This window comes from Pseudomonas sp. Sample_11 (assembly GCF_004307505.1).
Classification (GTDB): Bacteria; Pseudomonadota; Gammaproteobacteria; order Pseudomonadales; family Pseudomonadaceae; genus Aquipseudomonas; species Aquipseudomonas atacamensis.
The window spans coordinates 11210-36670 of the sequence record NZ_RCOD01000052.1; the positions used below are offsets into that span (position 1 = coordinate 11210).

General features: G+C 61.5%; 27 protein-coding genes. 19 read left to right on the top strand and 8 right to left on the bottom strand.

Annotation, left to right across the window (positions count from 1 at the left end):
* Nucleotides 1–188 precede the first annotated feature (188 nt).
* The 10 genes from urtB (at nucleotide 189) to ureC (ending at nucleotide 9060) form a co-directional block, all read left to right on the top strand.
* Nucleotides 189–1691: an urea ABC transporter permease subunit UrtB gene (gene urtB / locus D8U60_RS15025; RefSeq protein WP_122881167.1), complete on the top strand. Its 1503-nt coding sequence runs from the start codon at nucleotides 189–191 to the stop codon at nucleotides 1689–1691.
* On the top strand, nucleotides 1691–2770 hold the full coding sequence (urtC, locus tag D8U60_RS15030; protein WP_122699766.1) for an urea ABC transporter permease subunit UrtC: 1080 nt from the start codon (nucleotides 1691–1693) through the stop codon (nucleotides 2768–2770). The genes urtB and urtC overlap by 1 nt, the downstream gene beginning before the upstream one ends.
* A gap of 23 nt (nucleotides 2771–2793) precedes the next feature.
* The gene (urtD, locus tag D8U60_RS15035) at nucleotides 2794–3636 is read left to right on the top strand and encodes an urea ABC transporter ATP-binding protein UrtD (RefSeq protein ID WP_177435473.1); all 843 of its coding nucleotides are present in this window, start codon (nucleotides 2794–2796) and stop codon (nucleotides 3634–3636) included.
* A gap of 135 nt (nucleotides 3637–3771) precedes the next feature.
* Nucleotides 3772–4470, top strand: a complete 699-nt coding sequence (urtE, locus tag D8U60_RS15040; protein ID WP_056787636.1) for an urea ABC transporter ATP-binding subunit UrtE — start codon at nucleotides 3772–3774, stop codon at nucleotides 4468–4470.
* A 44-nt stretch (nucleotides 4471–4514) separates the two neighbouring features.
* Nucleotides 4515–5354: an urease accessory protein UreD gene (locus D8U60_RS15045; RefSeq protein WP_122881168.1), complete on the top strand. Its 840-nt coding sequence runs from the start codon at nucleotides 4515–4517 to the stop codon at nucleotides 5352–5354.
* A 154-nt stretch (nucleotides 5355–5508) separates the two neighbouring features.
* Nucleotides 5509–5811, top strand: a complete 303-nt coding sequence (gene ureA, locus D8U60_RS15050) for an urease subunit gamma (protein WP_003221215.1) — start codon at nucleotides 5509–5511, stop codon at nucleotides 5809–5811.
* A gap of 9 nt (nucleotides 5812–5820) precedes the next feature.
* Complete coding sequence (locus D8U60_RS15055) at nucleotides 5821–6354, top strand: GNAT family N-acetyltransferase (RefSeq protein WP_130900396.1); 534 nt, start codon at nucleotides 5821–5823, stop codon at nucleotides 6352–6354.
* Between the two features lie 5 nt (nucleotides 6355–6359).
* Nucleotides 6360–6896 carry a GNAT family N-acetyltransferase gene (locus D8U60_RS15060; protein WP_024011401.1) on the top strand — a complete coding sequence of 179 codons (537 nt, stop codon included), beginning with the start codon at nucleotides 6360–6362 and terminating at the stop codon, nucleotides 6894–6896.
* Nucleotides 6893–7201, top strand: a complete 309-nt coding sequence (locus D8U60_RS15065; RefSeq protein ID WP_122508610.1) for an urease subunit beta — start codon at nucleotides 6893–6895, stop codon at nucleotides 7199–7201. The genes D8U60_RS15060 and D8U60_RS15065 overlap by 4 nt, the downstream gene beginning before the upstream one ends.
* Before the next feature lie 158 nt (nucleotides 7202–7359).
* Nucleotides 7360–9060: an urease subunit alpha gene (gene ureC, locus D8U60_RS15070; protein ID WP_130900397.1), complete on the top strand. Its 1701-nt coding sequence runs from the start codon at nucleotides 7360–7362 to the stop codon at nucleotides 9058–9060.
* A gap of 60 nt (nucleotides 9061–9120) precedes the next feature.
* On the opposite strand, the gene D8U60_RS15075 is transcribed toward ureC, so the two are convergent.
* The 3 genes from D8U60_RS15075 to D8U60_RS15085 all read right to left on the bottom strand — a co-directional run bounded on the left by D8U60_RS15075 (nucleotide 9121) and on the right by D8U60_RS15085 (nucleotide 11998).
* Nucleotides 9121–10521, bottom strand: a complete 1401-nt coding sequence (locus tag D8U60_RS15075; RefSeq protein WP_130900398.1) for a hypothetical protein — start codon at nucleotides 10519–10521, stop codon at nucleotides 9121–9123.
* Nucleotides 10522–10724: 203 nt separating this feature from the next.
* A complete protein-coding gene (locus tag D8U60_RS15080; protein WP_122601498.1) occupies nucleotides 10725–11030 on the bottom strand; it encodes a chaperone modulator CbpM in 306 nt (101 codons plus the stop codon).
* Between the two features lie 23 nt (nucleotides 11031–11053).
* Nucleotides 11054–11998: a DnaJ C-terminal domain-containing protein gene (locus tag D8U60_RS15085; RefSeq protein ID WP_110603615.1), complete on the bottom strand. Its 945-nt coding sequence runs from the start codon at nucleotides 11996–11998 to the stop codon at nucleotides 11054–11056.
* Nucleotides 11999–12288: 290 nt separating this feature from the next.
* On the opposite strand from D8U60_RS15085, the gene D8U60_RS15090 reads away from it, so the two are divergent.
* Entirely contained in the window at nucleotides 12289–13557 is a 1269-nt protein-coding gene (locus tag D8U60_RS15090; protein WP_071174261.1) for an Hsp70 family protein, read from the top strand.
* Between the two features lie 117 nt (nucleotides 13558–13674).
* Here the strand turns inward: D8U60_RS15090 and D8U60_RS15095 are convergent, their stop codons facing one another.
* The 3 genes from D8U60_RS15095 to D8U60_RS15110 form a co-directional block, all read right to left on the bottom strand.
* Nucleotides 13675–14688: a membrane protein gene (locus D8U60_RS15095; RefSeq protein WP_016771899.1), complete on the bottom strand. Its 1014-nt coding sequence runs from the start codon at nucleotides 14686–14688 to the stop codon at nucleotides 13675–13677.
* A 331-nt stretch (nucleotides 14689–15019) separates the two neighbouring features.
* Nucleotides 15020–15325, bottom strand: a complete 306-nt coding sequence (locus D8U60_RS15105) for a PsiF family protein (protein WP_016771900.1) — start codon at nucleotides 15323–15325, stop codon at nucleotides 15020–15022.
* A gap of 63 nt (nucleotides 15326–15388) precedes the next feature.
* Nucleotides 15389–16183 (bottom strand): helix-turn-helix transcriptional regulator, encoded by a 795-nt coding sequence (locus tag D8U60_RS15110; RefSeq protein WP_016771901.1) that lies wholly within the window; start codon nucleotides 16181–16183, stop codon nucleotides 15389–15391.
* A 96-nt stretch (nucleotides 16184–16279) separates the two neighbouring features.
* Here D8U60_RS15110 and D8U60_RS15115 point away from each other — a divergent pair, with 96 nt between their 5' ends.
* Entirely contained in the window at nucleotides 16280–17167 is an 888-nt protein-coding gene (locus D8U60_RS15115) for a DMT family transporter (protein WP_130900400.1), read from the top strand.
* Between the two features lie 96 nt (nucleotides 17168–17263).
* Here D8U60_RS15115 and D8U60_RS15120 read toward each other — a convergent pair whose 3' ends face one another.
* A complete protein-coding gene (locus tag D8U60_RS15120; protein ID WP_130900401.1) occupies nucleotides 17264–18142 on the bottom strand; it encodes a triacylglycerol lipase in 879 nt (292 codons plus the stop codon).
* 254 nt (nucleotides 18143–18396) lie between these two features.
* Between D8U60_RS15120 and D8U60_RS15125 the strand changes: the two genes are divergently transcribed.
* Entirely contained in the window at nucleotides 18397–18927 is a 531-nt protein-coding gene (locus tag D8U60_RS15125) for a ferritin-like domain-containing protein (protein WP_122699776.1), read from the top strand.
* A gap of 101 nt (nucleotides 18928–19028) precedes the next feature.
* Here the strand turns inward: D8U60_RS15125 and D8U60_RS15130 are convergent, their stop codons facing one another.
* Nucleotides 19029–21104 (bottom strand): AsmA family protein, encoded by a 2076-nt coding sequence (locus tag D8U60_RS15130; protein ID WP_024011392.1) that lies wholly within the window; start codon nucleotides 21102–21104, stop codon nucleotides 19029–19031.
* 384 nt (nucleotides 21105–21488) lie between these two features.
* Here D8U60_RS15130 and D8U60_RS15135 point away from each other — a divergent pair, with 384 nt between their 5' ends.
* The 6 genes from D8U60_RS15135 (at nucleotide 21489) to D8U60_RS15160 (ending at nucleotide 25407) form a co-directional block, all read left to right on the top strand.
* The gene (locus tag D8U60_RS15135; RefSeq protein ID WP_016771905.1) at nucleotides 21489–21911 is read left to right on the top strand and encodes a hypothetical protein; all 423 of its coding nucleotides are present in this window, start codon (nucleotides 21489–21491) and stop codon (nucleotides 21909–21911) included.
* A gap of 154 nt (nucleotides 21912–22065) precedes the next feature.
* Nucleotides 22066–22698, top strand: a complete 633-nt coding sequence (locus D8U60_RS15140) for a TetR family transcriptional regulator (RefSeq protein ID WP_016771906.1) — start codon at nucleotides 22066–22068, stop codon at nucleotides 22696–22698.
* A 299-nt stretch (nucleotides 22699–22997) separates the two neighbouring features.
* A complete protein-coding gene (ureE, locus tag D8U60_RS15145; RefSeq protein WP_122699778.1) occupies nucleotides 22998–23498 on the top strand; it encodes an urease accessory protein UreE in 501 nt (166 codons plus the stop codon).
* A complete protein-coding gene (locus tag D8U60_RS15150; RefSeq protein ID WP_122881176.1) occupies nucleotides 23495–24169 on the top strand; it encodes an urease accessory protein UreF in 675 nt (224 codons plus the stop codon). The genes ureE and D8U60_RS15150 overlap by 4 nt, the downstream gene beginning before the upstream one ends.
* Before the next feature lie 23 nt (nucleotides 24170–24192).
* Nucleotides 24193–24807: an urease accessory protein UreG gene (gene ureG, locus D8U60_RS15155; protein ID WP_016771910.1), complete on the top strand. Its 615-nt coding sequence runs from the start codon at nucleotides 24193–24195 to the stop codon at nucleotides 24805–24807.
* 27 nt (nucleotides 24808–24834) lie between these two features.
* Nucleotides 24835–25407, top strand: coding sequence for a HupE/UreJ family protein (locus D8U60_RS15160; protein WP_130900402.1), 573 nt, complete (start codon nucleotides 24835–24837; stop codon nucleotides 25405–25407).
* The last annotated feature ends 54 nt before the right edge of the window (nucleotides 25408–25461 follow it).

A 25461-nucleotide genomic window follows, 5' to 3' on the forward strand; every position in this document is an offset into this window, starting at 1 on the left:
GTGAGAGCGGACCTTTGTGGTGAGGGGATTTATCCCCGATGGGTTGCGAAGCAGCCCCAACGCCATCAGTCGCGGTGTATCAGATCGATCGCGTCGACCGATATCACGACTGCTTCGCAGCCGAGCGGGGATAAATCCCCTCGCCACAAAGGCTCGCTCCCACAATGTCCGCGTCAAGGCGACTGACTATGCCCACTGCCCTTTTCCGATTTATCTGTGCCATCGCACTGTTGCTGCCACTCCTGGCCCACGCTGGCGATGCCGAAGACTTCGTCGCGGCCAATCCGATGCAACAGGCCAAACTGCTGGAAGCCTGGGCCGCGCAGCCCGATCCGGCGCGTATCGAATTGCTCAACGCCCTGCAACAAGGCGAGCTGACGATCGACGGCCAAGCGAAAACCCTGCGCCTGAACAATCGCCTGCGGGGTCTGATCGACACCGCGATGGCCAGCCATCAATTGCTCGCCGCTGACAGCAAGATCCGTCTGGGCGCCGCGCAGCAATTGCAGAAAAGCGCGAAACCCGCGCAGCTGAAATTTCTCGACCGGCAACTCGCCGGGGAAAAAGACCCAAGCGTCCACGCGGCCCTGAGCCTGGCGCTGGCCAATCTGCAACTGGTCGACAGCGACCCGGCGGTGCGCCTTGCAGCGGTGCGGTTGCTCGGTGAAACCGGCGACCCGCTGGCACGCACACGCCTTGAAGGTCTGCTCGAACCGGGCGTGGAAAGCGATGCCGGCGTGCGCACCGCCGCTGAAACCAGCCTCGCGCAGGTCAAGCGCAAATTGCTGATCGGCGAAGTGCTCGGCCAGGCCTTCAGCGGCATGTCGCTGGGCTCGATTCTGCTGCTCGCCGCCCTCGGTCTGGCGATCACCTTCGGCCTGCTCGGGGTGATCAACATGGCCCACGGCGAGATGCTCATGCTCGGCGCCTACTCGACCTATGTCGTGCAGCTGATGTTTCAGCGTTACGCGCCGCAGGCCATCGAGTTCTATCCGCTGATCGCGCTGCCGGTGGCGTTTTTCGTCACCGCCGCCATTGGCATGGCGCTGGAGCGCACGGTCATCCGCCACCTTTACGGTCGACCACTGGAAACCCTGCTCGCGACCTGGGGCATCAGCCTGATGCTGATTCAGCTTGTGCGTTTGTTGTTCGGTGCGCAGAACGTTGAAGTGGCCAACCCGGCGTGGCTGTCCGGCGGCATTCAAGTGCTGCCGAACCTGGTGCTGCCGTACAACCGCATCGTCATCATCGCTTTCGCATTGTTCGTGGTGGTGCTGACCTGGCTGCTGCTGAACAAGACCCGCCTCGGCCTCAACGTGCGCGCCGTCACCCAGAACCGCAACATGGCCGCCTGCTGCGGCGTGCCGACCGGGCGCGTGGACATGCTCGCCTTCGGCCTCGGCTCGGGCATCGCCGGGCTGGGCGGCGTGGCGCTGAGCCAGATCGGCAACGTCGGTCCCGACCTTGGCCAGAGCTACATCATCGACTCGTTCCTGGTGGTGGTGCTCGGCGGCGTCGGCCAACTGGCCGGAAGCGTGCTGGCGGCATTTGGCCTGGGCATCGCCAACAAGATTCTCGAACCGCAGATCGGTGCGGTGCTCGGCAAGATCCTGATCCTCGCGCTGATCATTCTGTTCATTCAGAAACGTCCGCAAGGCCTCTTCGCACTGAAAGGACGGGTGATCGACTGATGAACCAGCCTCTGTTAGTCACGGCCACACAAAAGGCCGGGCCGAAAGTCACGCTCGCGGTCGGCGGGGTGATCCTCGCGCTGCTGATCGTTCTGCCGCTGCTCTCGTTGTTGTCGCCAGACAATGCCCTGCACGTCTCGGCCTACACGCTGACCCTGGTCGGCAAAATCCTCTGCTACGCCATCGTCGCCCTGGCGCTGGATCTGGTCTGGGGCTATGCCGGCCTGCTGTCGCTGGGCCACGGTCTGTTCTTCGCCCTCGGCGGGTACGCGATGGGCATGTACCTGATGCGGCAGGCGGCCGGCGATGGCTTGCCAGCGTTCATGACTTTCCTGTCGTGGAGCGAATTGCCCTGGTACTGGACCGGCACCAGCAGCTTTATCTGGGCCATGTGTCTGGTGGTGCTGGCGCCGGGTCTGCTGGCGCTGGTGTTCGGCTTTTTCGCCTTCCGTTCGCGGATCAAGGGCGTGTATTTCTCGATCATGACCCAGGCCCTGACCTTCGCCGGCATGCTCCTGTTTTTCCGCAACGAGACCGGGTTTGGCGGCAACAACGGCTTTACAAACTTCCGCACGATCCTCGGCTTCGGCATCACCGAACCGGGCACCCGCGCGGTGCTGTTTCTGGCCACGGTGATGCTGCTGGTGGCGAGCCTGTTCATCGGCTGGCGCCTGGCACAAAGCAAGTTCGGCCGGGTGCTGACGGCGTTGCGCGATGCGGAAAACCGTTTGATGTTCTGCGGCTACGACCCGCGCGGTTTCAAGCTGTTCGTCTGGGTGCTGAGTGCGGTGCTGTGCGGTCTCGCCGGAGCGCTGTACGTGCCGCAAGTCGGCATCATCAACCCCAGCGAAATGTCGCCGACCAACTCGATCGAAGCGGCGGTGTGGGTCGCCCTCGGCGGGCGCGGCACGCTGATCGGGCCGCTGCTCGGCGCCGGCGTGGTCAACGGCATGAAGAGCTGGTTCACCGTGGCCTTCCCGGAATACTGGCTGTTCTTCCTCGGCGCGCTGTTCATCGTCGTGACGTTGTACCTGCCCAAGGGCGTGATCGGTCTGCTGAAGAAACGAGGTGAACAATGAGAGTCACAGCGAGTGCTGAATTCATGCTGGAGCCGGCGTTTTTCCCCGTGGAACCGAACAAGGACGAAGGCACCAGCCGCGACTCGATCGGCCTCGGCCAGCGCGTCGGCCCGGGCCTCGATACGCGCCACGGCACCATCCTGACCCTGGAAGACATCAGCGTCAGCTTCGATGGCTTCCGTGCCTTGAACAATCTCAACCTGTACATCGGCGTCGGCGAACTGCGCTGCATCATCGGCCCCAACGGCGCGGGCAAGACCACGCTGATGGACGTGATCACCGGCAAGACCCGGCCCAGCCACGGCAAGGCCTGGTTCGGTGAAACCCTCGACCTGACGCAGATGAGCGAAGTGCAGATTGCCCAGTCCGGCATCGGCCGCAAGTTTCAGAAACCGACGGTATTCGAAGCCTTGAGCGTGTTTGAAAACCTGGAGCTGGCGCAGAAGACCGACAAGTCGGTGTGGGCCAGTTTGCGTGCGCGCTTGAGTGGCGAGCAGAAGGATCGCATCTGCGAAGTGCTCGAGACGATTCGCCTGACCACCTCGGTCAATCGCCAGGCCGGGTTGTTGTCCCACGGCCAGAAGCAGTTTCTCGAGATCGGCATGTTGCTGATGCAGGACCCGCAATTGCTCCTGCTCGACGAACCGGTGGCGGGCATGACCGACGCCGAAACCGAGTTCACCGCCGAGCTGTTCAAATCGCTGGCCGGCAAGCATTCGCTGATGGTGGTCGAGCACGACATGGGCTTTGTCGGCTCGATTGCCGACCACGTCACGGTGCTGCATCAGGGCAGCGTGCTGGCCGAGGGCTCGCTTGAGCAAGTGCAGGCCGATGAGCGAGTAATTGAGGTTTATTTGGGACGATGAATCGGCCAGCTGCAAGCTGCAAGCTGCAAGCTGCAAGCTGCCAGCTGCAAGTAAAAGCCCTGTCATACCGCCCTGCCCTTGCTTTCGGCTTGAAGCTTGAAGCTTGAAGCTTGAAGCCCAACTAACGGAGTTCCGATGCTACAGGTCCAACAACTTCATCAATACTACGGCGGTAGCCACATCCTGCGCGGCCTGAGCTTTGACGTGAAGGTCGGCGAAGTGACCTGCCTGCTCGGCCGTAACGGCGTGGGCAAGACCACCCTGCTCAAATGCCTGATGGGCCTGCTGCCGGCCAAGGAAGGTGCGGTGAACTGGGAAGGCAAACCGATCACCACGTTCAAACCGCATCAGCGTGTGCATGCCGGTATCGCCTACGTGCCGCAGGGCCGTGAGATCTTCGGGCGCCTGACGGTAGAAGAAAATCTGCTGATGGGCCTGTCGCGCTTTCCAGGCTCAGAAGCCAAAGAAGTTCCAGGTTTCATCTACGAACTGTTCCCGGTGCTGCTACAAATGAAGCAGCGCCGTGGCGGCGATCTGTCCGGTGGTCAGCAACAGCAACTGGCGATCGGCCGCGCATTGGCCAGCCGCCCGCGCCTGCTGATCCTTGATGAGCCGACCGAAGGCATTCAACCGTCGGTGATCAAGGAAATCGGCGCGGTGATCAAGCAGCTCGCGGCGCGCGGTGACATGGCGATTCTGCTGGTCGAGCAGTTCTACGACTTTGCTGCAGAACTGGCCGATCAATACCTGGTGATGTCGCGGGGCGAGATCGTCCAGCAGGGTCGCGGTGAAAATATGGAGGCCGAGGGTGTACGCGGGCTGGTCACGATCTAACGCGCCGGTCTAATCTGTAGCTTCCTAACGATAATCACAAAACCATGAATTCGATTGTTGCACCTGCCCTGTTTACCCCGAGCTGGCACGCCGAGCTGGAACTGGCCTACGCGCGTTTCGGCGACTGCACGCGCCCGGTCATGCGCCGTCACCTCGGCCCGCTGCGCGTGCAAAAGCATCTGTACGCCGAAGGCCCCGAGGTCTGCCAGCACATCATCGTCCACCCACCGGGCGGCATTGCCGGTGGTGATCGGCTCGATATCAGCGCGCGCGTCGAACACAACGCCTGGGCACAGATCACCAGCCCCGGCGCCGCCAAATGGTATCGCGCGGGCGGGCCGGCGTATCAGCAGCTCGACTTGCAAGTCGCTGCCGGTGCGACCCTGGAATGGCTGCCGCAGGAAACCATCGTCTACAGCGCCGCGCAGGCCGAGTTGAGCACAACGATCGAGCTTGAAGGCGATGCGCGGCTGTTCTACTGGGACGTGGTGGCGCTGGGTCGGCCGGCCAGTGGCGAGCGTTTTGACCTCGGGCATTTTCAGGCGCACCTGGACATCCGCCGCGATGGTCAGTTGCTCTGGCACGAACGGCAGCGCATTGTCGGTGCGGACGGTTTACTCGACTCGCCGATCGGCCTGGATGGCAATCCGGTGTTCGCAACGATGCTGGTCACCGGTGAGATAGACGCCGAGTTGCTGGAGCGCTGCCGCTCGCTGGGGCACGAAGTGCGTGGAGATTTGACCCAGTTGCCAGGGTTGCTGGTGGCGCGGTGTCTGGCCGGTGAAGCGTTACTCGCCCGCGCCTGGCTGATTGATTTATGGCGACTGCTAAGGCCTGTGCTGCTGGGGCGCGAGGCCATGCCCCCCCGAATCTGGAACACCTGAAATGCATTGCCCTGTAGGAGCTGACGAGTGAAACGAGGCTGCGATCTTTTGATCTTGATCTTTAACAGCAATATCAAAAGATCGCAGCCTTCGGCAGCTCCTACAGATCGCGATCGACCTGATCATTCTTAACTGCCGATATTGGATTCCAACAATGGACCTGACCCCACGCGAAAAAGACAAGCTGCTGATCTTCACCGCCGGCCTCGTCGCCGAGCGGCGGCTGGCCCGTGGCGTGAAACTCAATTACCCGGAAGCCATGGCCTACATCTCCGCCGCGCTGCTCGAAGGCGCCCGCGACGGCCAGACCGTGGCCGAGCTGATGCATTACGGCACCACCCTGCTCAGCCGTGAACAAGTGATGGAAGGCATCCCGGAAATGATCCCGGAAATCCAGGTCGAGGCGACGTTCCCCGACGGCACCAAACTGGTCACCGTTCACCAGCCGATCGTCTGAGGCCGCGCCATGACTTACAGCATTCGCGATGCGAGCCGGGCCGACCTGCCGGCGATCCGCGACATCTACAACGACGCCGTGCTCAACACCACGGCGATCTGGAACGAACAAGCGGTCGGCCTCGGCAATCGCCAGGCATGGTTCGACGCGCGTCAGTTGCAGGCGTACCCGATTCTGGTGATCGTCGACCATGAAAACGCAGTGCTGGGTTACGCCTCGTTCGGCGACTGGCGGCCGTTCGACGGTTTCCGTCACACCGTCGAGCACTCGGTGTACGTGCGCAGCGATCAACGCGGCAACGGCCTCGGCCCACAACTGATGACCGCGCTGATCGAACGCGCCCGCACTTGCGGCAAACACGTCATGGTCGCCGCCATCGAAAGCGGCAACGCTGCCTCGATCCGCTTGCACGAGCGTGCCGGTTTCAGCATCACCGGGCAGATGCCGCAAGTGGGCACCAAGTTCGGCCGCTGGCTCGATCTGACCTTCATGCAGTTGACCCTCAATCCCGGCGCACAGCCGCCGGGTGCCCACAAGGAGTGATGTCGATGAACGCCGCCCAGTTGCGCCGCGTCAACGCTGAGAGCTTTGCCCACTATCGCCAGGGCCTGGTCGATCTGCTGCTCGACGCCGTCGGTTACGGCGCCAGCGTCGGCTTCATGGCCGACCTCGATGCCGCGCAGGCGCGCGCGTATTTCGATGAGGTGCAGGACAACATCAACAAGGGCAGCACGCTGCTCTGGGTGGTGGTGAAGGACGAGCAGGTGCTGGCCAGCGTGCAACTGGGCCTGTGCCAGAAGGCCAATGGTCTGAACCGCGCCGAAGTGCAGAAACTGCTGGTGCGCGAACACGCGCGGCGCCGTGGCCTCGGCCAGCAACTGATGCAGGCGCTGGAACTCGAAGCGCCCAAGCACAAGCGCGGCATGCTCTATCTCGACACCGAGGCCGGCTCGCCGGCAGAAGATTTCTACAAGGCGCTGGGCTACGTGCGCGCCGGCGAAATTCCCGATTACGCCTGCGATCCCAACGGCACCTATCGCCCGACCGCTCTCTATTACAAAGTCCTGCAAGGAGCCCAGCGATGATTCCTGGCCAATACCAGATTCAGCCCGGCGACATCGAACTCAATGTCGGCCGCCGCACCGTGAGCCTGAAAGTCGCCAACAGCGGCGACCGGCCGATTCAGGTCGGCTCGCATTTCCACTTTTTTGAAACCAACGACGCGCTGACCTTCGATCGCGCCGCCAGTCGCGGCATGCGCTTGAATATTCCGGCGGGCACGGCGGTGCGCTTCGAGCCGGGGCAAAGCCGTGAAGTCGAGCTGGTCGATTACGCCGGACATCGCCGGGTGTTCGGCTTTGCCGGACGCATCATGGGCGAACTCGACTGATCCGGGGCGCCCCGAAAAGATCGCAGCCTTCGGCAGCTCCTACAAATGTCACTCGATCTCAAGCCGATCACTGACTGTAGGAGCTGTCGAGCGCAGCGAGGCTGCGATAGCGAGCTATGCGAGCGATCTCAAAAACAATTGAATCCCAAGGCAAGCACATGAAGATTTCTAGAAGCGCCTACGCCGACATGTTCGGCCCCACCGTCGGCGACAAGGTGCGCCTGGCCGATACCGAGCTGTGGATCGAAGTCGAGAAGGACTTCACCACCTACGGCGAGGAAGTGAAGTTCGGTGGCGGCAAAGTCATCCGCGACGGCCAGGGCCAGAGCCAGTTGCTCGCCGCCGAAGTGGTCGACACGCTGATCACCAACGCGCTGATCATCGACCACTGGGGCATCGTCAAGGCCGACGTCGGCCTCAAGGACGGGCGCATCGCCGCGATCGGCAAGGCCGGCAACCCCGATGTGCAGCCCAACGTGACCATCGCCATCGGCGCCGGCACCGAAGTGATTGCCGGCGAAGGCATGATCCTCACCGCTGGCGGCATCGACACGCATATCCACTTCATCTGCCCGCAGCAGATCGAAGAAGCGTTGATGAGCGGCGTCACCACCATGATCGGCGGCGGCACCGGTCCCGCTACCGGCACCAACGCCACCACCTGCACCTCCGGCCCGTGGCATCTGGCGCGCATGCTCCAGGCCGTCGATGCCTTCCCGATGAACATCGGCCTCACCGGCAAAGGCAACGCCAGCCTGCCGGAGCCGTTGATCGAACAGGTCAAGGCCGGCGCCATCGGCCTCAAGCTGCACGAAGACTGGGGCACCACCCCGGCGAGCATCGACAACTGCCTCAACGTCGCCGACCAGTACGACGTGCAGGTAGCGATCCACACCGACACCCTCAACGAATCCGGCTTCGTCGAAACCACCCTTGGCGCATTCAAGGGCCGCACCATCCACACCTATCACACCGAAGGTGCCGGTGGCGGCCACGCGCCGGACATCATCAAGGCCTGCGGTTTCCCCAACGTGCTGCCGAGTTCGACCAACCCGACCCGGCCGTTCACCCGCAACACCATCGACGAACACCTCGACATGCTGATGGTCTGCCACCACCTCGACCCGAGCATTGCCGAAGACGTCGCCTTCGCCGAAAGCCGTATCCGCCGCGAAACCATTGCCGCTGAAGACATCCTCCACGACCTCGGCGCGTTCTCGATGATCAGCTCCGACAGTCAGGCCATGGGCCGCGTCGGTGAAGTCATCACGCGCACCTGGCAGACCGCCGACAAGATGAAAAAACAGCGCGGCCCACTGCCCCAGGACGGCGAGGGCAACGACAACTTCCGCGCCAAGCGTTACATCGCCAAGTACACCATCAACCCGGCGATTACCCACGGCATCAGCCATGAAGTCGGCTCGATCGAAGTCGGCAAGTGGGCCGATCTGGTGCTCTGGCGCCCGGCGTTTTTCGGCGTGAAACCGACGCTGATCCTCAAGGGCGGTGCGATTGCCGCCAGCCTGATGGGCGATGCCAACGCCTCGATTCCAACACCGCAACCGGTGCATTACCGCCCGATGTTCGCCAGCTACGGTGGCTCGTTGCACGCCACCAGCCTGACCTTTATCAGCCAGGCGGCGCAGGAGGCCGGATTGCCAGAGGCCTTGGGATTGAAGAAGCAGATCGCTGTGGTGAAGGGCTGCCGCGACGTGCAGAAAACCGACCTCATCCACAACGACTATCTGCCGAACATCGATGTCGATCCGCAGACCTATCAGGTCAAGGCCGATGGCGTGTTGCTGTGGTGCGAACCGGCGGAAACGCTGCCGATGGCGCAGCGCTATTTTCTGTTTTGATCAGGGGGCGCGCTGAATACGGACTCGCTGGTTCGTATTCAGCAGCTATCGCTCAGGCGATCACGGAAACAACTTCGCGATGTCCGCGTCGCTGTAGTTATAATTGATGCGTAACTCGGTTCCTGCCGGAATATCTTCGGTAGCGAAGATGGCGTTGAGAATGAAGTCGCGGGTGACCAGTTCCTTGCCTATCAACTGTTGCGCTTCAACATCGAATGGCACGAATTCGACGTTATAACCATCCGTGGCCTGGCGAACCGGCTTGCCCGTTGCGTTGTACCAGAAATGCGTATTGATCCTGGAGATGATCGTGTCACCGACCATCGCCAGCTGGACGGGGATCAGATATCCAGGTCCCGGCTGGTAACGCACGCCGACCTTCATGGTGTATGACTGCTGGGGGAGCGGCACAAGACGTCCTGGCATGATGGCGCCAGCATAGACACCGACCACCTCGCCTCGGCTGATGCGCCGGTTGGCAACCACCATGGACTGGCCGACCAGGGCCCGCTCACCGGGCGCACGCATGTCGGCCTCGGTGAACAATCGCCATTGCAGCTTTTCTTCATACAGCCGCGCGACATGCTCGTAGGCGCCAAATTTGATGTACGGTTTGATCTGCTCGGAGGTGTATCGGCCGCCGTCTTCGAAACGCACGAGGGTCTGGAGCTTCTTTATGCGGATAGGCGTGCCGGCGATGTCCCGGAATGGATATTTGCCGTTATTGGCCCGGTCGTAGACCCCGGGCCGATTGGTGAGAAACGAAAAACGCGTTTCGCTGCGCATTGCACTCAACTCGTCAGCAGTGAAAGGTTTGAAGGGCATCGACTCGGACGCCAGATAGAAATGTTCATCTGCCGCATCGACATCGTCGGGCAGCTCTTCAAGGGCTGACTCATAGTCTTCATCACTCTGCCGTGCCGCCCTGCGGCTTTTACCCGGTACAACGGCGGCGTCCGGCGATGCGCTGAAATCCTCCAGCGAGTACCAGTGCTTGTTCAACGGATCGTAGGCAAGCACTGGACCGGACGGCTGCAGCTCGCTGGACAACCGGGCCCGATGCAGACCGGTCTCGGCATCGACGCCGATCAGCACCGTACCACCGCCCTGCAAGTCCGCGTATTGGCGCCCCTTGAATACGCGAAACCCGTCAACGTCCGCTTGCGGTAGAGGGGCTGTCGAGGCGATCAGGTAACGCTCCAGCGCGGAGGCTGCAACCGTTGGGACGGAACCCGAGGTAGACGGCGTCGGATGGACTTGCACGCTGTGCGGCGTGGCTGCAATTTCCATTTGCTGCGTGCTGCTGCCGGGTTCGCTGGTATCGGGCGGGGTCTTGCGAATGAACGGACCGGGGGTCAGGTGCGGCGACTCGATACCGTGCGTGGCGGAATCCCGGGATGTGCGCCCAGGGATGGTGATATCGCCTGCGCCCGGTTTGGGCGGCTTGGGTCTGACTGGCATTGACAGGCTTCCTTGCAAAGATTGCGCAGCGCTGGCCAGTCTGGCTGGCGCTGCGACCGTCGGCATCCATTGCCAACATGTGCCCGGAAAACTATCAGACCATCCTGCCGGTTCATACCGGGTGAAACACTCGCAAACACTAACCCGGCACAAGCGGGCCGACTCGCGATGGGGCCGGATCAGACCTCATCGCCTCAAACAATTTATTCGACCACCAACCGCCCCAACCGCTGGCGCAACATGCGATTCTCGGCGCGCAACTGCTTAACCTCATCCAGCAGATCCAGCGCCAGCGCCACGCCTTCCCACTCCAGTTCCAGATCACGGCGCAGCTTCGCCGCGCGCTTGGCCAAGGCCAATTCGTAATCGGTGAAGCGCCATTCCCGCGGCTGCGCGCCCTCAGGTTCGAGGATGCCGTGCTCGACGATTTCGATCACGTAGACGTCCGACAAATCGGCCGCCTCACAGAATTCTGCCAGGTCCAGTTGAACGATCAGGGGGCTGCTCATGATGGGCTACTCCGTCGTCGGGTTCAGAAGTTCTCTCGCGGGTTGAACGCGGCTTTCTTCGCCAGCTCCTGCCACAGCGCCTTGACCTCCTCGTCGGAGGCTTTCGGCATCACGGCCTTGAGCTGCACGAACAGGTAACCGCGCTCGCCGGCCTTGTTCAGCAGGCCATGGCCCTTGGCGCGCATGCGCTGGCCGTTCTGGCTGCCGGCCGGGACCTTGAGGTTGATCTTGCCGGTCAGGGTCGGCACGGCCACTTCAGTGCCCAATGCCAATTCCCACGGAGCCAGGGGCAAGGTGATGATCAGGTTTTCGCCTTCGACATCGAATTTCGGGTGCGGCGCAAACCGGATGGTCAGGTACAGGTCGCCATTCGCCCCGCCACCGATACCCGGTGCGCCCTGGCCCTTCAGGCGAATCCGCTCGCCGTCGGTCACGCCGGCCGGAATCTTCACGTTCAGGCTCTTGCTGGTGTTGCTGACGTGTTGGCCGTGCGCGTTGTATTGCGGCACCTGAAAGGTGACTTTCTTCGATTCGTTCGACAGGGTTTCTTCGAGGAAGACCGGCAGTTCCATTTCCACGTCTTGCCCTCGGCGTCCGCGTGATTGGCGGCTCTCGGCGCCACCGAAACCGGGGCCGCGATTGCCGAAGATCGAACTGAAGAAGTCCGAGAAGTCGCCCGTGTCGCCACCGCCACCGCCGAAGCCGCCACGGCTCTGCCAGCCCGGCGGGCCTTGGAACGGCTGACCGTGCTGGCCATAACGGCGCAGTTCGTCGTATTCGGCGCGCTTGTCGGCGCTTTTCAGCGCTTCATAGGCTTCCGAGGCGTCCTTGAACTTGGCCTCGGCGTCTTTTTCCTTGCTGACATCGGGGTGGTATTTGCGCGCCAGCTTGCGATAGGCCGCCTTGATGGCCTTGTCGTCGGCTGTCGGCTCCACGCCGAGTATCTTGTAATAGTCTTTGAAGTCCATGGAAGGATCACCATCCGTTATCGATTTCGCGCCGAGACCAGCATGCGCCGATTGGCACGTGCCGGGTTGACCGATCTCAAGTTTGTGACCGGGTGGCGCCGCAGAAGTTTATCGGCAGTGGACGACGGTTCTTGCGACCGCCGGTGTGTCTGCCGGCCCATGCCAGCAAGTTTGGGGCGAAGCGGCGCTTTTCAAGCTGTCTGCCGGCGAAATAGCGGATGACCGGCCTTCGAATCTGCCGCGCACTGACATACACTGCGCGGCCGTTTTTTCACCGGAATCCGAAAGACATGAAAGACGCCTCTCCAGCCCGTGCCTGCGGCATCGACTTCGGCACGTCCAACTCCACCGTCGGCTGGCTGCGCCCCGGCATGGACACCATGATCGCGCTGGAAGACGACAAGATCACCCTGCCGTCGGTGGTCTTCTTCAACATCGAGGAACGTCGCCCGGTCTACGGTCGCCTGGCCCTGCATGAGTATCTGGAAGGCTACGAAGGCCGGCTGATGCGCTCGTTGAAAAGCCTGCTCGGCTCCAAGCTGATCAAGCACGACACCAGCGTCCTCGGCACGGCGATGCCGTTCAAGGATCTGCTCGGGCTGTTCATCGGCCAGCTCAAGAGCCGCGCCGAAACCGCCGCCGGTCGGGAGTTCGAGCAAGTGGTGCTGGGCCGTCCGGTGTTCTTCGTCGACGACGATCCGCTGGCTGACCAGGAAGCCGAAGACACGCTGGTCGAAGTGGCGCGCAAAATCGGTTTCAAAGATGTGTCGTTCCAGTACGAACCGATCGCGGCGGCATTCGACTACGAGTCGACCATCGAGAAAGAAGAGCTGGTACTGATCGTCGACATCGGCGGTGGTACCTCCGACTTTTCGCTGGTGCGCCTGTCGCCCGAGCGTCGCGGTCTCGACAACCGTCATGACGACATCCTCGCCACTGGCGGCGTGCACATCGGCGGAACCGACTTCGACAAACAGCTGAGTCTGCAAGGCCTGATGCCGCTGTTCGGCTACGGCAGCCGCATGAAGAGCGGCGCCTACATGCCGACCAGCCACCACATGAACCTGGCGACCTGGCACACGATCAACTCGGTGTACTCGCAGAAATCCACGCTGGCGCTGGGCAGCATGCGTTACGACATCGAAGACACCGGCGGTATCGATCGCCTGTTCAAGCTGATCGAACAGCGCGCCGGGCACTGGCTGGCGATGGAAGTGGAAGAAACCAAGATCCAGCTGACCCACGTCGACAGCCGCCACGTGCCGCTGGACCGCATCGAAGCCGGGCTGAGCGTCGAGCTGAGCCGCGCGTTGTTCGAATCGGCGATCGAGGCCTTGCTGGAGCGTGTGCGTGGCAGCGTTACGCAGTTGTTGAATGACGCTGGCGTGGCGGTCGATCAGGTCGACACGGTGTTCTTCACTGGTGGTTCCAGCGGCATCCCGGCCCTGCGCAACAGCGTCTCGGCAATGCTGCCGAACGCCCGGCATGTCGAAGGCAACATCTTTGGCAGCATTGGTAGCGGTTTGGCGATTGAAGCCCGCAAACGCTATGGCGTTTAGGGGCAGCCGCAAGTTTTAAGCTGCAAGCTGCAAGCTAGAGCAAAAGCCACTGCGGCTCTTGCTTCTGCTTTTCACTTGCAGCTTGAAGCTGGAAGCTCGAAGCTCGAAGCTGCTTTTCTAGACCATTCCTCCGAGCTTCAACTCACTCTTCAGATACGCGTAATAAATCGGCCCCGCCACCACCCCCGGCAGGCCGAACGCGGCTTCGAACACCAGCATCGCCAGAAGCAACTCCCACGACTTGGCACTGATCTGCCCGCCGACAATGCGCGCGTTGAGGAAGTATTCGAGCTTGTGGATAACGATCAGGTAGCCCAGGGCGGCGATCGCTACCCAGATCGACAGCGACAGACCGACGATGGTGATCAGCGTGTTCGACATCAGGTTGCCGATCACCGGCAGCAGGCCGAGCAGGAAGGTCAGCACGATCAGGGTTTTGGTCAGCGGCAGCTTGATGCCGAACATCGGCAGGATCACCGCGAGGAAGATCCCGGTGAACACGGTGTTGAGCAGGGAAATCTTGATCTGCGCGAAGACAATATTGCGAAACGCCTGCACCAGCAGATGCAAACGGTCGAACAAAGCGGCGGCCAGCGGCTTGCGCTTGGTCACGTCGGGAATGCGCTGCAGGGCGATGATCGCGCCAAGCACCATGCCAATCAGCAGGGTGACGAACATGTGCGCAGCGTCCTTGCCGACCAGTTGCAGGTCGGCCAGATGCTTGCTCGCCCACTCGCCGATCGCCACGCGAAATTCCGCCGCGCTGGCCGGCAGGTAAGCGTCGATGAACGGCGGCAACTGCCCGCGCGCGCGATCGACCACACCCATGAACTTATCCAGCGAGGCGCCGGGGTTTTCCGCTTCATGCAGGAGGAAACTGATGGCCCCGGCGAAGATCAGCGCCAGCGCACTCACCACCAGCGTGCCGAGCAGCGCCACCGCCAACCAGCGCGCACGCCGCCCTTCGATCAGCCGTTGCAGTTGCGGGGTGAGCATGTTGACCAGCTCGAACACCAGCAACCCGGCCAGCAGGCTCGGCAACAGGCGCAGCGGCAGCACCAACAGCAAACCGCCAAAAATGATGATGCAACTGACCCAGAACACAACATGACGCTGAGAAAACGTTGGCATACAGCCTCAAAACGAACGGCGTGAAAGGATGGGCAGTCTGCCAGCGATCCGGGGTTAGCACTAGGGATATGCGGGGTTTCGGATTTTCGTGCAAGGCTTGCGAATTTCCCCCTCACCCTAGCCCTCTCCCAGAGGGAGAGGGGACCGATTGGGGGTTGCTCGAAAAATTTTCCGACCTGAACGTGCAGTGCCGAATCCGCAATCGACCCGGTATTTCAGACCCCAGTTCCTGTCGGCATCAATGCGGTCGGTCCCCTCTCCCTCCGGGAGAGGGTTAGGGTGAGGGAAAATCTCAAGCCGACCGAGTCAATCGGACACCCATGGCGCCCCCTTATTTTTTCTTCAGACACTCACTCATGAACGCCTTGCGCGCATCACCGGTCAGCGCCTTGGTTTTCGCATCGGCATTGCAGGTGGTCATCTTCTGCTGCTGCGGGGTCAGCTCCTTGCCATCGTTGGCTGCGGGTGCCGCTTTCAGGCAGGTGCTCATGAACGCCTTGCGCTCGTCGCCCTTCAAGCTCTTGGCGGTCGCATCGGCATTGCAGGTGGTCATCTTGTTCTGTTGCGCCGTGGCGGCGAAACCCTGGGAACACACAAGCAGCCCGATCATCAACAACGGCACACGCAACATCTTCATGGAGTTTTCTCCTTGTTGCCGCACCGATGGATGCGGCCTCTGTCGCAGTGTAGTCAAAGCTTGTTACACCTTCCTGCCCTCGAGGTGGCTGCGCCGATACTGCTCCGGCGTGCAACCGGCCTGGCGGGCGAACATGGCGATGAAGGCCGAGCCGCTGCTGTAGCCGAGGTCGAAAGCGATTTCCTGCACCGAACGCGAGGTTTCCAGCGCCTCGATCGCCGCCAGATAACGCAAGCGCTGACGCCACTCGCCAAAGCTCATGCCCAGCTCGCGGACAAACTGCCGGGCCAGAGTGCGCTCGCTGACATGCACTTGCGCGGCCCAATGCGCCAACGGTTGGTTGTCGCCCGGCGCGGCCTGCAAGGCGTCGAGAATCGTCAGCAAGCCAGGACTGCTCGCGTACGGCAGATAACATTCCTGCACCGGTGCCTGTTGCAGTTGATCGACCAGTACCTGGGCCAGACGCTGGTCGGCCTCATGCTCCGGGATCTTCACATCGCGGGCGGCGAAGTCCTTGAGAATCGCCTTGAGAATGTCACTGATCGCCAAGGTGCAGGCCCGCGCCGGCAATCGTGTGCAAACGCTTGGATCAAGACACACCGCGCGGTAGTTGACCGGCTGATGGCTGTAGAAACTGTGCTCGACCTCGGGCGGCACCCACACGGCGTACTGCGGCGGCGACATGAAGCGGCTGCCGTCGACATCCATGTGCAACACGCCATGGGCCGCGTATTCCAGCGTGCCCCAAGGATGGCGATGCGGCGCGGCATATTCGTGGGCATTGAAATCGGCGTAGCGGAAATACACCGCTGACGGCAATTCGCTGAAATCGAGCAGATCGATGTGTTTGCTGTTCATGCTGTCCGGATGGAGAGGCAGGTTGTCCGGTTCGCAGTATAGGCCTGCATCCAGACAGGCCATAATCGCCCTTCATCAACGTTCTGGTTTTGTCCCATGCAATACGCGTTTCCCCTGCTGGCGATTTTCATCTGGGCCGGCAACACCGTGATCAACAAACTGGCGGTCGGGGCGATCTTCCCCGCCGAGATCGGTTTCTATCGCTGGCTGCTGGCCGGCGTGCTGTTCACGCCATTCATGCTGAAGAAAGTCATCGCCCACTGGCCGCAGATTCGGCCGAACCTGGGGCGGATTTTCATTCTCGGCGTGCTCGGCATGGCGGTGTATCAAAGCCTTGCCTATTTCGCTGCAACACTGACTACCGCGACCAACATGGGCATCATCCTGTCGCTGATGCCATTGATGTCGCTGGCCATGGCGATCATCAGCCTCGGCCAGCGCCTGACCGCTGGTGCCTTGGTCGGCGCGGTGCTGTCGTTCGCTGGCGTGCTGGTGGTGGTGTCATCCGGCAGCCTCGGAGCGCTGCTGCAACACGGGGTCAATCTGGGCGATGCGATGATGCTGGTCGCGACGCTGGCCTATGCGGTTTACAGCACGCTGCTGAAAAAGTGGCAACTGCGCCTGCCGCCGCTGGTGCTGCTGTACTTGCAGGTGCTGGTGGCGATTGTGGTGTTGTTTCCGCTGTTCGCGATGTCGCCGAAGACCGGGCTGAACCTGCAGAACGTGCCGCTGGTGCTGTATGCATGCCTGCTGGCCTCGATGGTCGCGCCGCTGGCGTGGATGCAGGCGGTGCAGCGACTGGGGCCGAGCCGGACGACGCTGTTTTTCAATCTGCTGCCATTGATTACCGCGCTGATCGCAGCAGTGGTGTTGAAGGAACAGTTGGCGATGTATCACCTGGTGGGCGGGTTGCTGACCTTGGCTGGGGTGGTTTTGTCGGAGCGCTGGACCACGGTGTTGGGCCGGCGGGTCGGCGTTGCCTGATTGAAAAGATCGCAGCCTTCGGCAGCTCCTACAGGACACCGCATTTCAAGGGTAGGAGCTGCCGAAGGCTGCGATCTTTTGATCTTGATCCTGCTTTCATAACCCAGCCGCCTCCAGCCGCGCCGCATGCTCGACAAACAGCCTTACCGGATCCGCGCCCTTGCCCACCAGTCCCAGCGACTGATTGACGATGTCGAAATGATCCAGCGGATAGTCATCACCGATCACCGTGCCCAGATGCGAGCTGTAACGGCCGACCATGCCGTCGCACTGCCCCGGCTCGCGAACGAAGGTCCTGGCGAACAAGCGACAACTGCGGTTGGTGCCGTCAAAAAGATTGCCGCCACGATCGGTCTTGCCCGGTTGCAGCGTCCCTGACCAGGAGTAATAGCGCACACCATTGGCCTCTTCCGGCCCCGGCCCGCCCCACGTTTCCGGCAGCCCCTGTGGATAACGCTGATTGAATAATGCAACGCCCGCCGTCGTCAGCGATTGGTGAGAAGCGTGGATATCCACCGGCAGTTTCGGCCCGTGATAACCCGTGTCGAGCAGTGCCATGATCCAGCCGATCAGGCGCAGCAACGCTTCGAGCAAGCGCCCCTTGGCGCTGTTGGCGGGATAGTGCTTTTCCAGATAATCCGCCAGTTCGGAGCCGTGATTAGGCCCGGCGACCGAAGTCACCGAGGCGACCAGATCCGGGCGCTTCGCCGCCGCATACCGTGCGGTCAACGCGCCTTGGCTGTGACCGAACAGATTGACCTTCGGCGCCCCGCTCTCGCGCAGAATTTCCTCGATCCGCGCCAGCAATTGCTCGCCGCGCACTTCCGTGGAATTGAGTGGCGAAACCTGCACCGCGACCACCGTCGCACCACCACGGCGCAAGGCCTTGATGATGCCGAACCAATACGGATAAAGCACCAGCCGGACAAAGCCGAGCATGCCCGGCACCAGCACCAGTGGATAACGTGTCGACATGGGTTACATCCTTGTGCGCGGTGGGTGGAGGCCAGACGTGCAAGACGCTCGCCAAGCATCCTCCTCGACGATGACAACTCAACGATAAGCCTATTCCAGCTCTGACCCTGCCGACATCGCAGTCCTCAGCAGTTCCTGAACCGAGTCCGGCGTAAATCGCATAAAACTTTTCGCTTCGCTCAAGACTCACACCCTGAGTAGCGACCGCGTCTTCAGAACGTGGCGCCTATCGGATTAGCCTCCAGGAGAATGAAATGAGTGACGTGCATTTGTCTGATGTTCAAACCCTGCGTCAACGCGCGCGGCAACACGTGGAAAACGGCGCGGTCACCGAGGGCTACAACGCCAACCGTGAGGAAATACTGCGTTTGCTCAATGAGTCGCTGGCCACCGAGCTGGTGTGCACCTTGCGCTACAAGCGCCACTACTTCATGGCCAACGGCCTGAAAGCCAACGTCGCCGCCGACGAATTTCTCGAGCACGCCAACCAGGAAGCCGAGCACGCCGATCGCCTCGCCGAACGCATCGTGCAACTGGGCGGCGAGCCTGAGTTCAACCCTGACCTGCTGAGCAAGATGTCCCACGCGCAATACGTGGCGGGCAACACACTCAAGGAAATGGTTTACGAAGATCTGGTGGCCGAGCGTATCGCCATCGACAGCTACCGCGAAATCATTCAGTACATCGGTGACAAGGACCCGACCACCCGCCGCATCTTCGAAGACATCCTCGCCCAGGAAGAAGAACACGCCGACGACATGGCGGATATCCTTAACGATCTGTAACCCTTAACAGCAAAAGATCGCAGCCTTCGGCAGCTCCTACAGGGGGAACGCATTCCAAATGTAGGAGCTGCCGAAGGCTGCGATCTTTTGATCTGCCCTGCTTACTTGCTGGGTTTAACGGTCACCGGCGCCTTGCCCTGCTTCATCTGTTCCAGCAACGGCGCACATTGATTCGGTTCGCCACCGCTCGGCGCCACCAGCGCCAGCAACCCCGCCGCCGGTGCGGCAATCACGCCCAATGCAACCATCCCCGCCCCACGCAGCATCAACGGTACGGCTTTGACGCCGGCATCCGGTTTGATGAACTTGCCGCGCACATACAGCGGCGAGCGCAGGGAAATCAGACGCCAGCCTTTCGACTCAGGGGTCACGGTCAGATCGAGTTGCTCGGTGGCCATGTTCGCCGTGCCATCGATGTAGATGATCGCGTTCTCGGTATCGAAGACAAACAGCCGTGTCGTGGCCAGGCCGGTCTTGATGTCGAAGTCCGCCGCCGCGCAATTGATCTTCACTTCCTTGTCACCAAAGATCTTGCCGACCACGTAGTTGCCGACGTTGAGCCCGGCCAGTTCCATCAGCTCACGGCTGATCGCACCGTCGTTGATCAGCATCTTCAGATTGCCGTTAGCGCCGCCGAGCAGCTTGGCCACGGAGTTGCCCCGGCCACTGATGTCGGCGTCGCCATTGAGCTCACCGAAACTTGTCTTCATCGGCTCGAAGGTCGGGAACAGCTCTTTGAGTTTGAATTTGCGTGCGGTCAAACGCGCCCGGCCTTCCAGCGGCTCGGTGCGGCCATTGAGGCGGATCAGCGCATCCAGGGTGCCGCCGGCAACGCCAAAGCGCAGCGGTTCCAGGCTGAGTTCGCCGTCATTGAGTTTCAGATGGGTATAGAGGTCGTTGAACGGCAGCTTCTCGCTATGGACGATGCGTTTGCCGGTGAACTCGACATCGGCATCCATGGCGCGCCAGCGATCAGTCTTAAACTCTTCGACCGGCAGGACTTTGTCTGCCGGCTGCTTGCTCGCGCCGCCACGGGCCTTTTGCTCGGTGTTGGAATCGGCACCGATCAACGGTGCAAGGTCGGCGAACAGCAGCTGATTGGAGAGCAACGCACCCGTGAGTTTCGGCCGTGGCTGGCTGGCCACGTAGGTCAAGTCGCCGTGGATATCGCTGTCGCCGATCTTGCCGTTGAATTTTTCATAAGTGAATTTCGCTCCGGCTTCGTCATGCAGCTTGGCGATCAGGTGGCCGTCGGTGGAATACGGTGGGGTGTCCGGCAGGGTCACGCCGGTCAGCGGGTAGAGATTGCCGAGACTGTCGCCAGCGAGTTTCAAGCGCAGGTCGAGGGCGCCGAGATTCAGCGGGTCAGTCAGGGTACCGGCCAGTTCGATACGGGTATCGCCGATCTTCGCCTGGGCCTGCAACGGGAACGGCTTGCTCGCGTCCTGCAAGGCCAGCAGCCCGCCGATCTTGCCCTGCCCGGTGAGGTTCTGCGCGTGGTACTGGCCTTTGACCTTGAGTGCAAAGGCATAGTCCTGCGGTGCGCCGCCCTTGTCCTGAGCGGTTTTCGCCGCTTTGTCGCCGACAATCTCGCTGAAGGGAATCGGCTTGCCGAGCGGGTCGATCAGCACATCGAGGTTGGTTTTCAGGGTCTGATCGTCGAGGGTCACGTGGCCCTTGTCGAAACCGATCGCGCCGATATCGACCACCCAGCTCGAAGGCTCGGCGTTCGGATCCTTGGGATCGAATTTGAACGTCCAGTTGGCGCGGCCATCGGCCAGACGTTGCAGTTCGGCATTCGGCTCGGTCAGGTCGATGCGCGGAATCACCACGCGCTGGGCCAGCAGGGCCAGCGGCGAAATGCGCAGTTCGACGCGCTTGAGCGTGACCATCTGCGGCTGCTTCGACCAGTCCGGGTTGCCCAGGCTCAGATCCTCGGCGACCACGTGCGGCCACGGCACCCAAGAGCGCCAGCCGCCTTCTTCCGGCTCGCGCTGCCAGATCACTGCGAGGTTGCCATTGATGGCAAACGCCCGGTGCAGTTCTTCCGAAACTTTGGCGTTGATCGTGGGTTTGATCCGGTTCCAGTCGAAAAACGCGATGATCAGAATCAAGGCTGCCAGCAGCAGCGCGAGGATGGCGAAGGTCCAGCTGAAGATTTTTCCAGTGCGCGTCATGCACAAAGCTCCTGATCACGACCGCACGCCGAACATCCCGACGCACAGCTGAAACGGCAGACCGAAGCGGCCCCTATGCAGTCTGTGACTGGCGAAAGGCCCGCAGGTTTAATTGAAAGGCAGTTTAAGCCATAAAAAGCCCGGCAAAACTGACCGATCGGTCGAGCAGTGTTACCGCGACCCGCACTTTTGCGAGGCACGAGTGGGTCGAAAATACCCACGACGGTGCAAAACCGTCGCCCGCAAAGGCCCGATCTAGAGCCTTCGCGCCGAACAATCAATTCTGTTGATTATTACCATTGCGTTTATGAACTTTTATATCGACTTATCGAGAGTAGCATTGCCCTCGTACCCACTTTATCGCCCTCCCAAGGAGCCACTATCATGAAACGCCAATTACTGCTCAGCCTTACCCTGTCGATGCTAGCCAGCACTGCTTTCGCCCTGCCCGCTGCCGATCAGGCCACTCCGCAAGTCAAAGACAGCCACTCGGTGTTCAGCCAGACTCTCGCTGAAGACGGCTACGACAAAACCCCACAAGGCCAGACTCTGGCTGAAGACGGCTATGACAAAACCCCACAAGGTCAGACTCTGGCTGAAAACGGTCGCAACCGCCTCCAAGAAAAAGGTCTGGTTGAAGATGGCTATGACAAGACGCCACAAGGCCAGGCTGTAGCCGAAAACGGCCGCAATCGTCTCGAAGAAAAAGGCCTGGTGGAAGACGGCTACGACAAGACTCCACAAGGTCAAGCCCTCGCCGAAGGTGGTGGTGACCGTGTGATCGAACGCAACAGCGCCGTGAGCTGAGCCTATGACGGCCCAGCGAAAAAGCCCAATCAGCGGATTGGGCTTTTGACTTTTCAGCTTCTGTGAATCCCTCGCTGCATGACTCCCCGTTCGACGCCGACAAAGCCGATTTGCTAGAGTGCGGCGCTTGTCCTGCCGAAGAACACACCCTGCGATGCTGCCCCGCGCCGAACAGAAACAACAGACCCGCAACGCCCTGATGGACGCTGCCCGCCACCTGATGGAAAGCGGCCGAGGATTCGGCAGCCTGAGCCTGCGCGAAGTGAGCAAGACCGCCGGCATCGTGCCTACCGGTTTCTACCGGCACTTCGCCGATATGGACGAGTTGGGGCTGGTGCTGGTCAGTGAAGTCGGCCAGACCTTCCGCGAGACCATCCGCCTGGTGCGGCACAATGAATTCGTCATGGGCGGCATCATCGACGCTTCGGTGCGCATCTTCCTTGATGTGGTCAACGCCAACCGCTCGCAATTCCTGTTTCTCGCCCGCGAACAATACGGCGGCTCGCTGCCGGTACGTCAGGCAATCGGACGCCTGCGGGAGAACATCAGCGCCGACCTCGCGGCGGACCTGGCGCTGATGCCCAAGCTGCAACATCTGGATCTGGCCGGCCTCAGCGTGATGGCTGACCTGATCGTCAAATCGGTGTTCGCCACCCTCCCCGACATCATCGACCCGCCCGCCGAAGCCTTGCCGGAGCATCTGACCCCACAGGCGAAGATCACCCAGCAACTGCGCTTCATCTTCATCGGCCTCAAGCACTGGCAAGGGCTGGGCAGTACCGAGTAATCCCTTCTTTATCTGACACAGCGCAAAGCCCCTGTGGGAGCGAGCCTGCTCGCGAAAGCGCTGGGTCAGCTGAATACATCTGTCTGACACGGCGCATTCGCGAGCAGGCTCGCTCCCACATTGAACATCCGCCATGGCCTCGCTTTGGTGCATGACAAATCCTTCATGCACCAAAACCTTCCAGAATCGCCGCGCCTGTTGAAAGATCAGGCACGCGCCGACAGCTATTTCCTACAGATCGCCCGATTGGCGCGGCGCTTGCTCTAGCCCAATCAACGTTCATTGCTGGAAGCTTTCCGATGCTGGTGATTCATCGCAGAATCGACCCTCAACCCGCCTGGGCCGCCGAGCTGCACCTGACCTTCGAAGCGCGCAGCAAAAGCCGTTTGCGCTGTTTCAGTGCCGAAGGCGAAGACGTCGGGTTGTTTTTGGAGCGCGGCCAGCCACCGCTGTATGACGGCGAATGTCTGCAGGCCGAAGACGGCCGTGTCGTGCGCGTCTGCGCCCGTCCCGAACAACTGCTCCACGTCACTTGCGCCAATGCGTTCGAACTGACGCGCGCGGCCTATCACCTCGGCAACCGCCACGTCGCCCTGCAAGTCGGCGACGGCTGGCTGCGCCTGCTCGACGATTACGTGCTCAAAGCGATGCTCGAACAGCTCGGCGCCCGGGTCGAGGCTATCGAAGCGCCGTTCCAGCCGGAACACGGCGCTTACGGCGGCGGCCATCATCACTCCCGCCACGGTGACGAAGACTTCAACTACGCGCCAAAACTTCACCAGTTCGGCGTGCGCCTGTGAATCCGGCCTGGGCGCTGCTGCGTCTGGCCAGTCCGCAGTTGCCGATTGGCGGCTACAGCTATTCCCAGGGTCTGGAAATGGCGGTGGATAACGGCCGGGTCCACAACCCTGACGCCGCCCGCCGCTGGATCAGCGATCAACTGCTGCTCAATCTCGCCCGCTTCGAAGCGCCGCTGCTGTTGGCGCATTGCCAGGCCGCAGCAGATGAAAACTGGGCCGAACTACGACAACTCTGCGAGAGCCACCGCGCCAGTCGCGAAACCCGCGAGTTGCATCTGGAGAGCCGGCAGATGGGTTACTCCTTGCAGCAGTTGTTGAACGGTTTGCCGGAACTCGATGCGCCCGCTCGCGACTTTCTTGACCAGACCACAGAACCGCACCTGGCCCTGTGCTGGGCGCTGGCGGCACGCGCCTGGGGCATCAATCCGCAGGATGCTCTTGCCGCGTGGCTGTGGAGCTGGCTGGAAAACCAGCTCGCCGTGTTGATGAAGACCCTGCCGTTGGGCCAGCAAGCCGCCCAGCGCCTGACCAGCGAACTGCTGCCACTGCTGCAACAGGCCCAGCACGATGCGACCCACATCAACCCCGAACACATCGGCAGCGCCGCGTTTGGCCTGTCCCTGGCGTGCATGGCCCACGAGCGCCAGTACAGCCGTCTCTTCCGCTCTTAGGGCTGTTTATTTTGGAGAATGAAATGGATACACAACCTCTGCGCGTCGGCATCGGCGGCCCGGTCGGTTCCGGCAAAACTGCGCTGACACTCGCCCTATGCCTGGCCCTGCGCGAGCGTTACAACCTCGCCGTGGTCACCAACGACATCTACACCCGCGAAGACGCCGATTTCCTGGTGCGCAACGAAGCCCTCGCGCCGGAGCGGATCATCGGCGTGGAAACCGGCGGCTGCCCGCACACGGCGATCCGTGAAGACGCCTCGATCAACCTCGAAGCGGTCGATCAACTGAACCGGCGCTTTCCCGGGCTGGATCTGATTCTGGTGGAGTCCGGCGGCGACAACCTCTCGGCGACCTTCAGCCCGGAGCTGTCGGATCTGACCATCTACGTGATCGACGTCTCCGCCGGCGACAAGCTGCCGCGCAAGGGCGGCCCGGGGATCTGCAAGTCCGACCTGCTGGTGATCAACAAGATCGACCTCGCGCCACTGGTGGGCGCCTCGCTGGAAATGATGGACAGCGACACCAAACGCATGCGCAACGGCAAGCCGTTCGTTTTCAGCAATCAGAAAACCGGTCAGGGCCTTGAAGAAATCATCGCCTTCATCGAACGCCAGGGCCTGCTGACCGCCGCCTGATTCACTTATCAACAAGGAAGCTTATCCATGACACTCAAACGCATTCTTGGCGCCGTGGCGCTGCTGCTGACACCGGCACTGGCCTTCGCGCACCCTGGGCATGGCGACAGCGGCCTAGTCGCGGGCATCAGCCACCCGATCGGCGGGCTCGACCACTTGCTGGCAATGCTCGCCGTCGGTTTGTGGGCGGCGCAGCAACAAGGCGCGGCGCGCTGGGCGCTGCCGTGCACTTTTGTCGGCACCATGTTGCTCGGAGGTTTGCTCGGTTTTGAAGGGCTGGAGTTGCCGGCGCTGGAAAGCGGGATTGCTGCTTCGGTATTGGCGCTGGGCCTGGCCGTGGCACTGGCGGTACGTCCGCCACTGGTGATGGCGGTGGCCGCGACGGCGCTGTTTGCGCTGTTCCATGGCGTGGCGCATGGGCTGGAGCTGCCGGACATGAGCAGTCCGTGGGCGTATGCGGCCGGGTTCGTCGCGGCGACAGCGGTTTTGCATGCCCTCGGTTATGGCGTGGTGCGAGTTCTTCCGCAGGCAGCGGCGCCGCTGGTGCGGTTGGCGGGTGCGGCTTCGGCGGCGACCGGCGTGTGGTTGCTCGCAGGCTAATCTCTATCGCCTGAGCCGGCCTCATCGCTGGCAAGCCAGCTCCCACAGGTTATT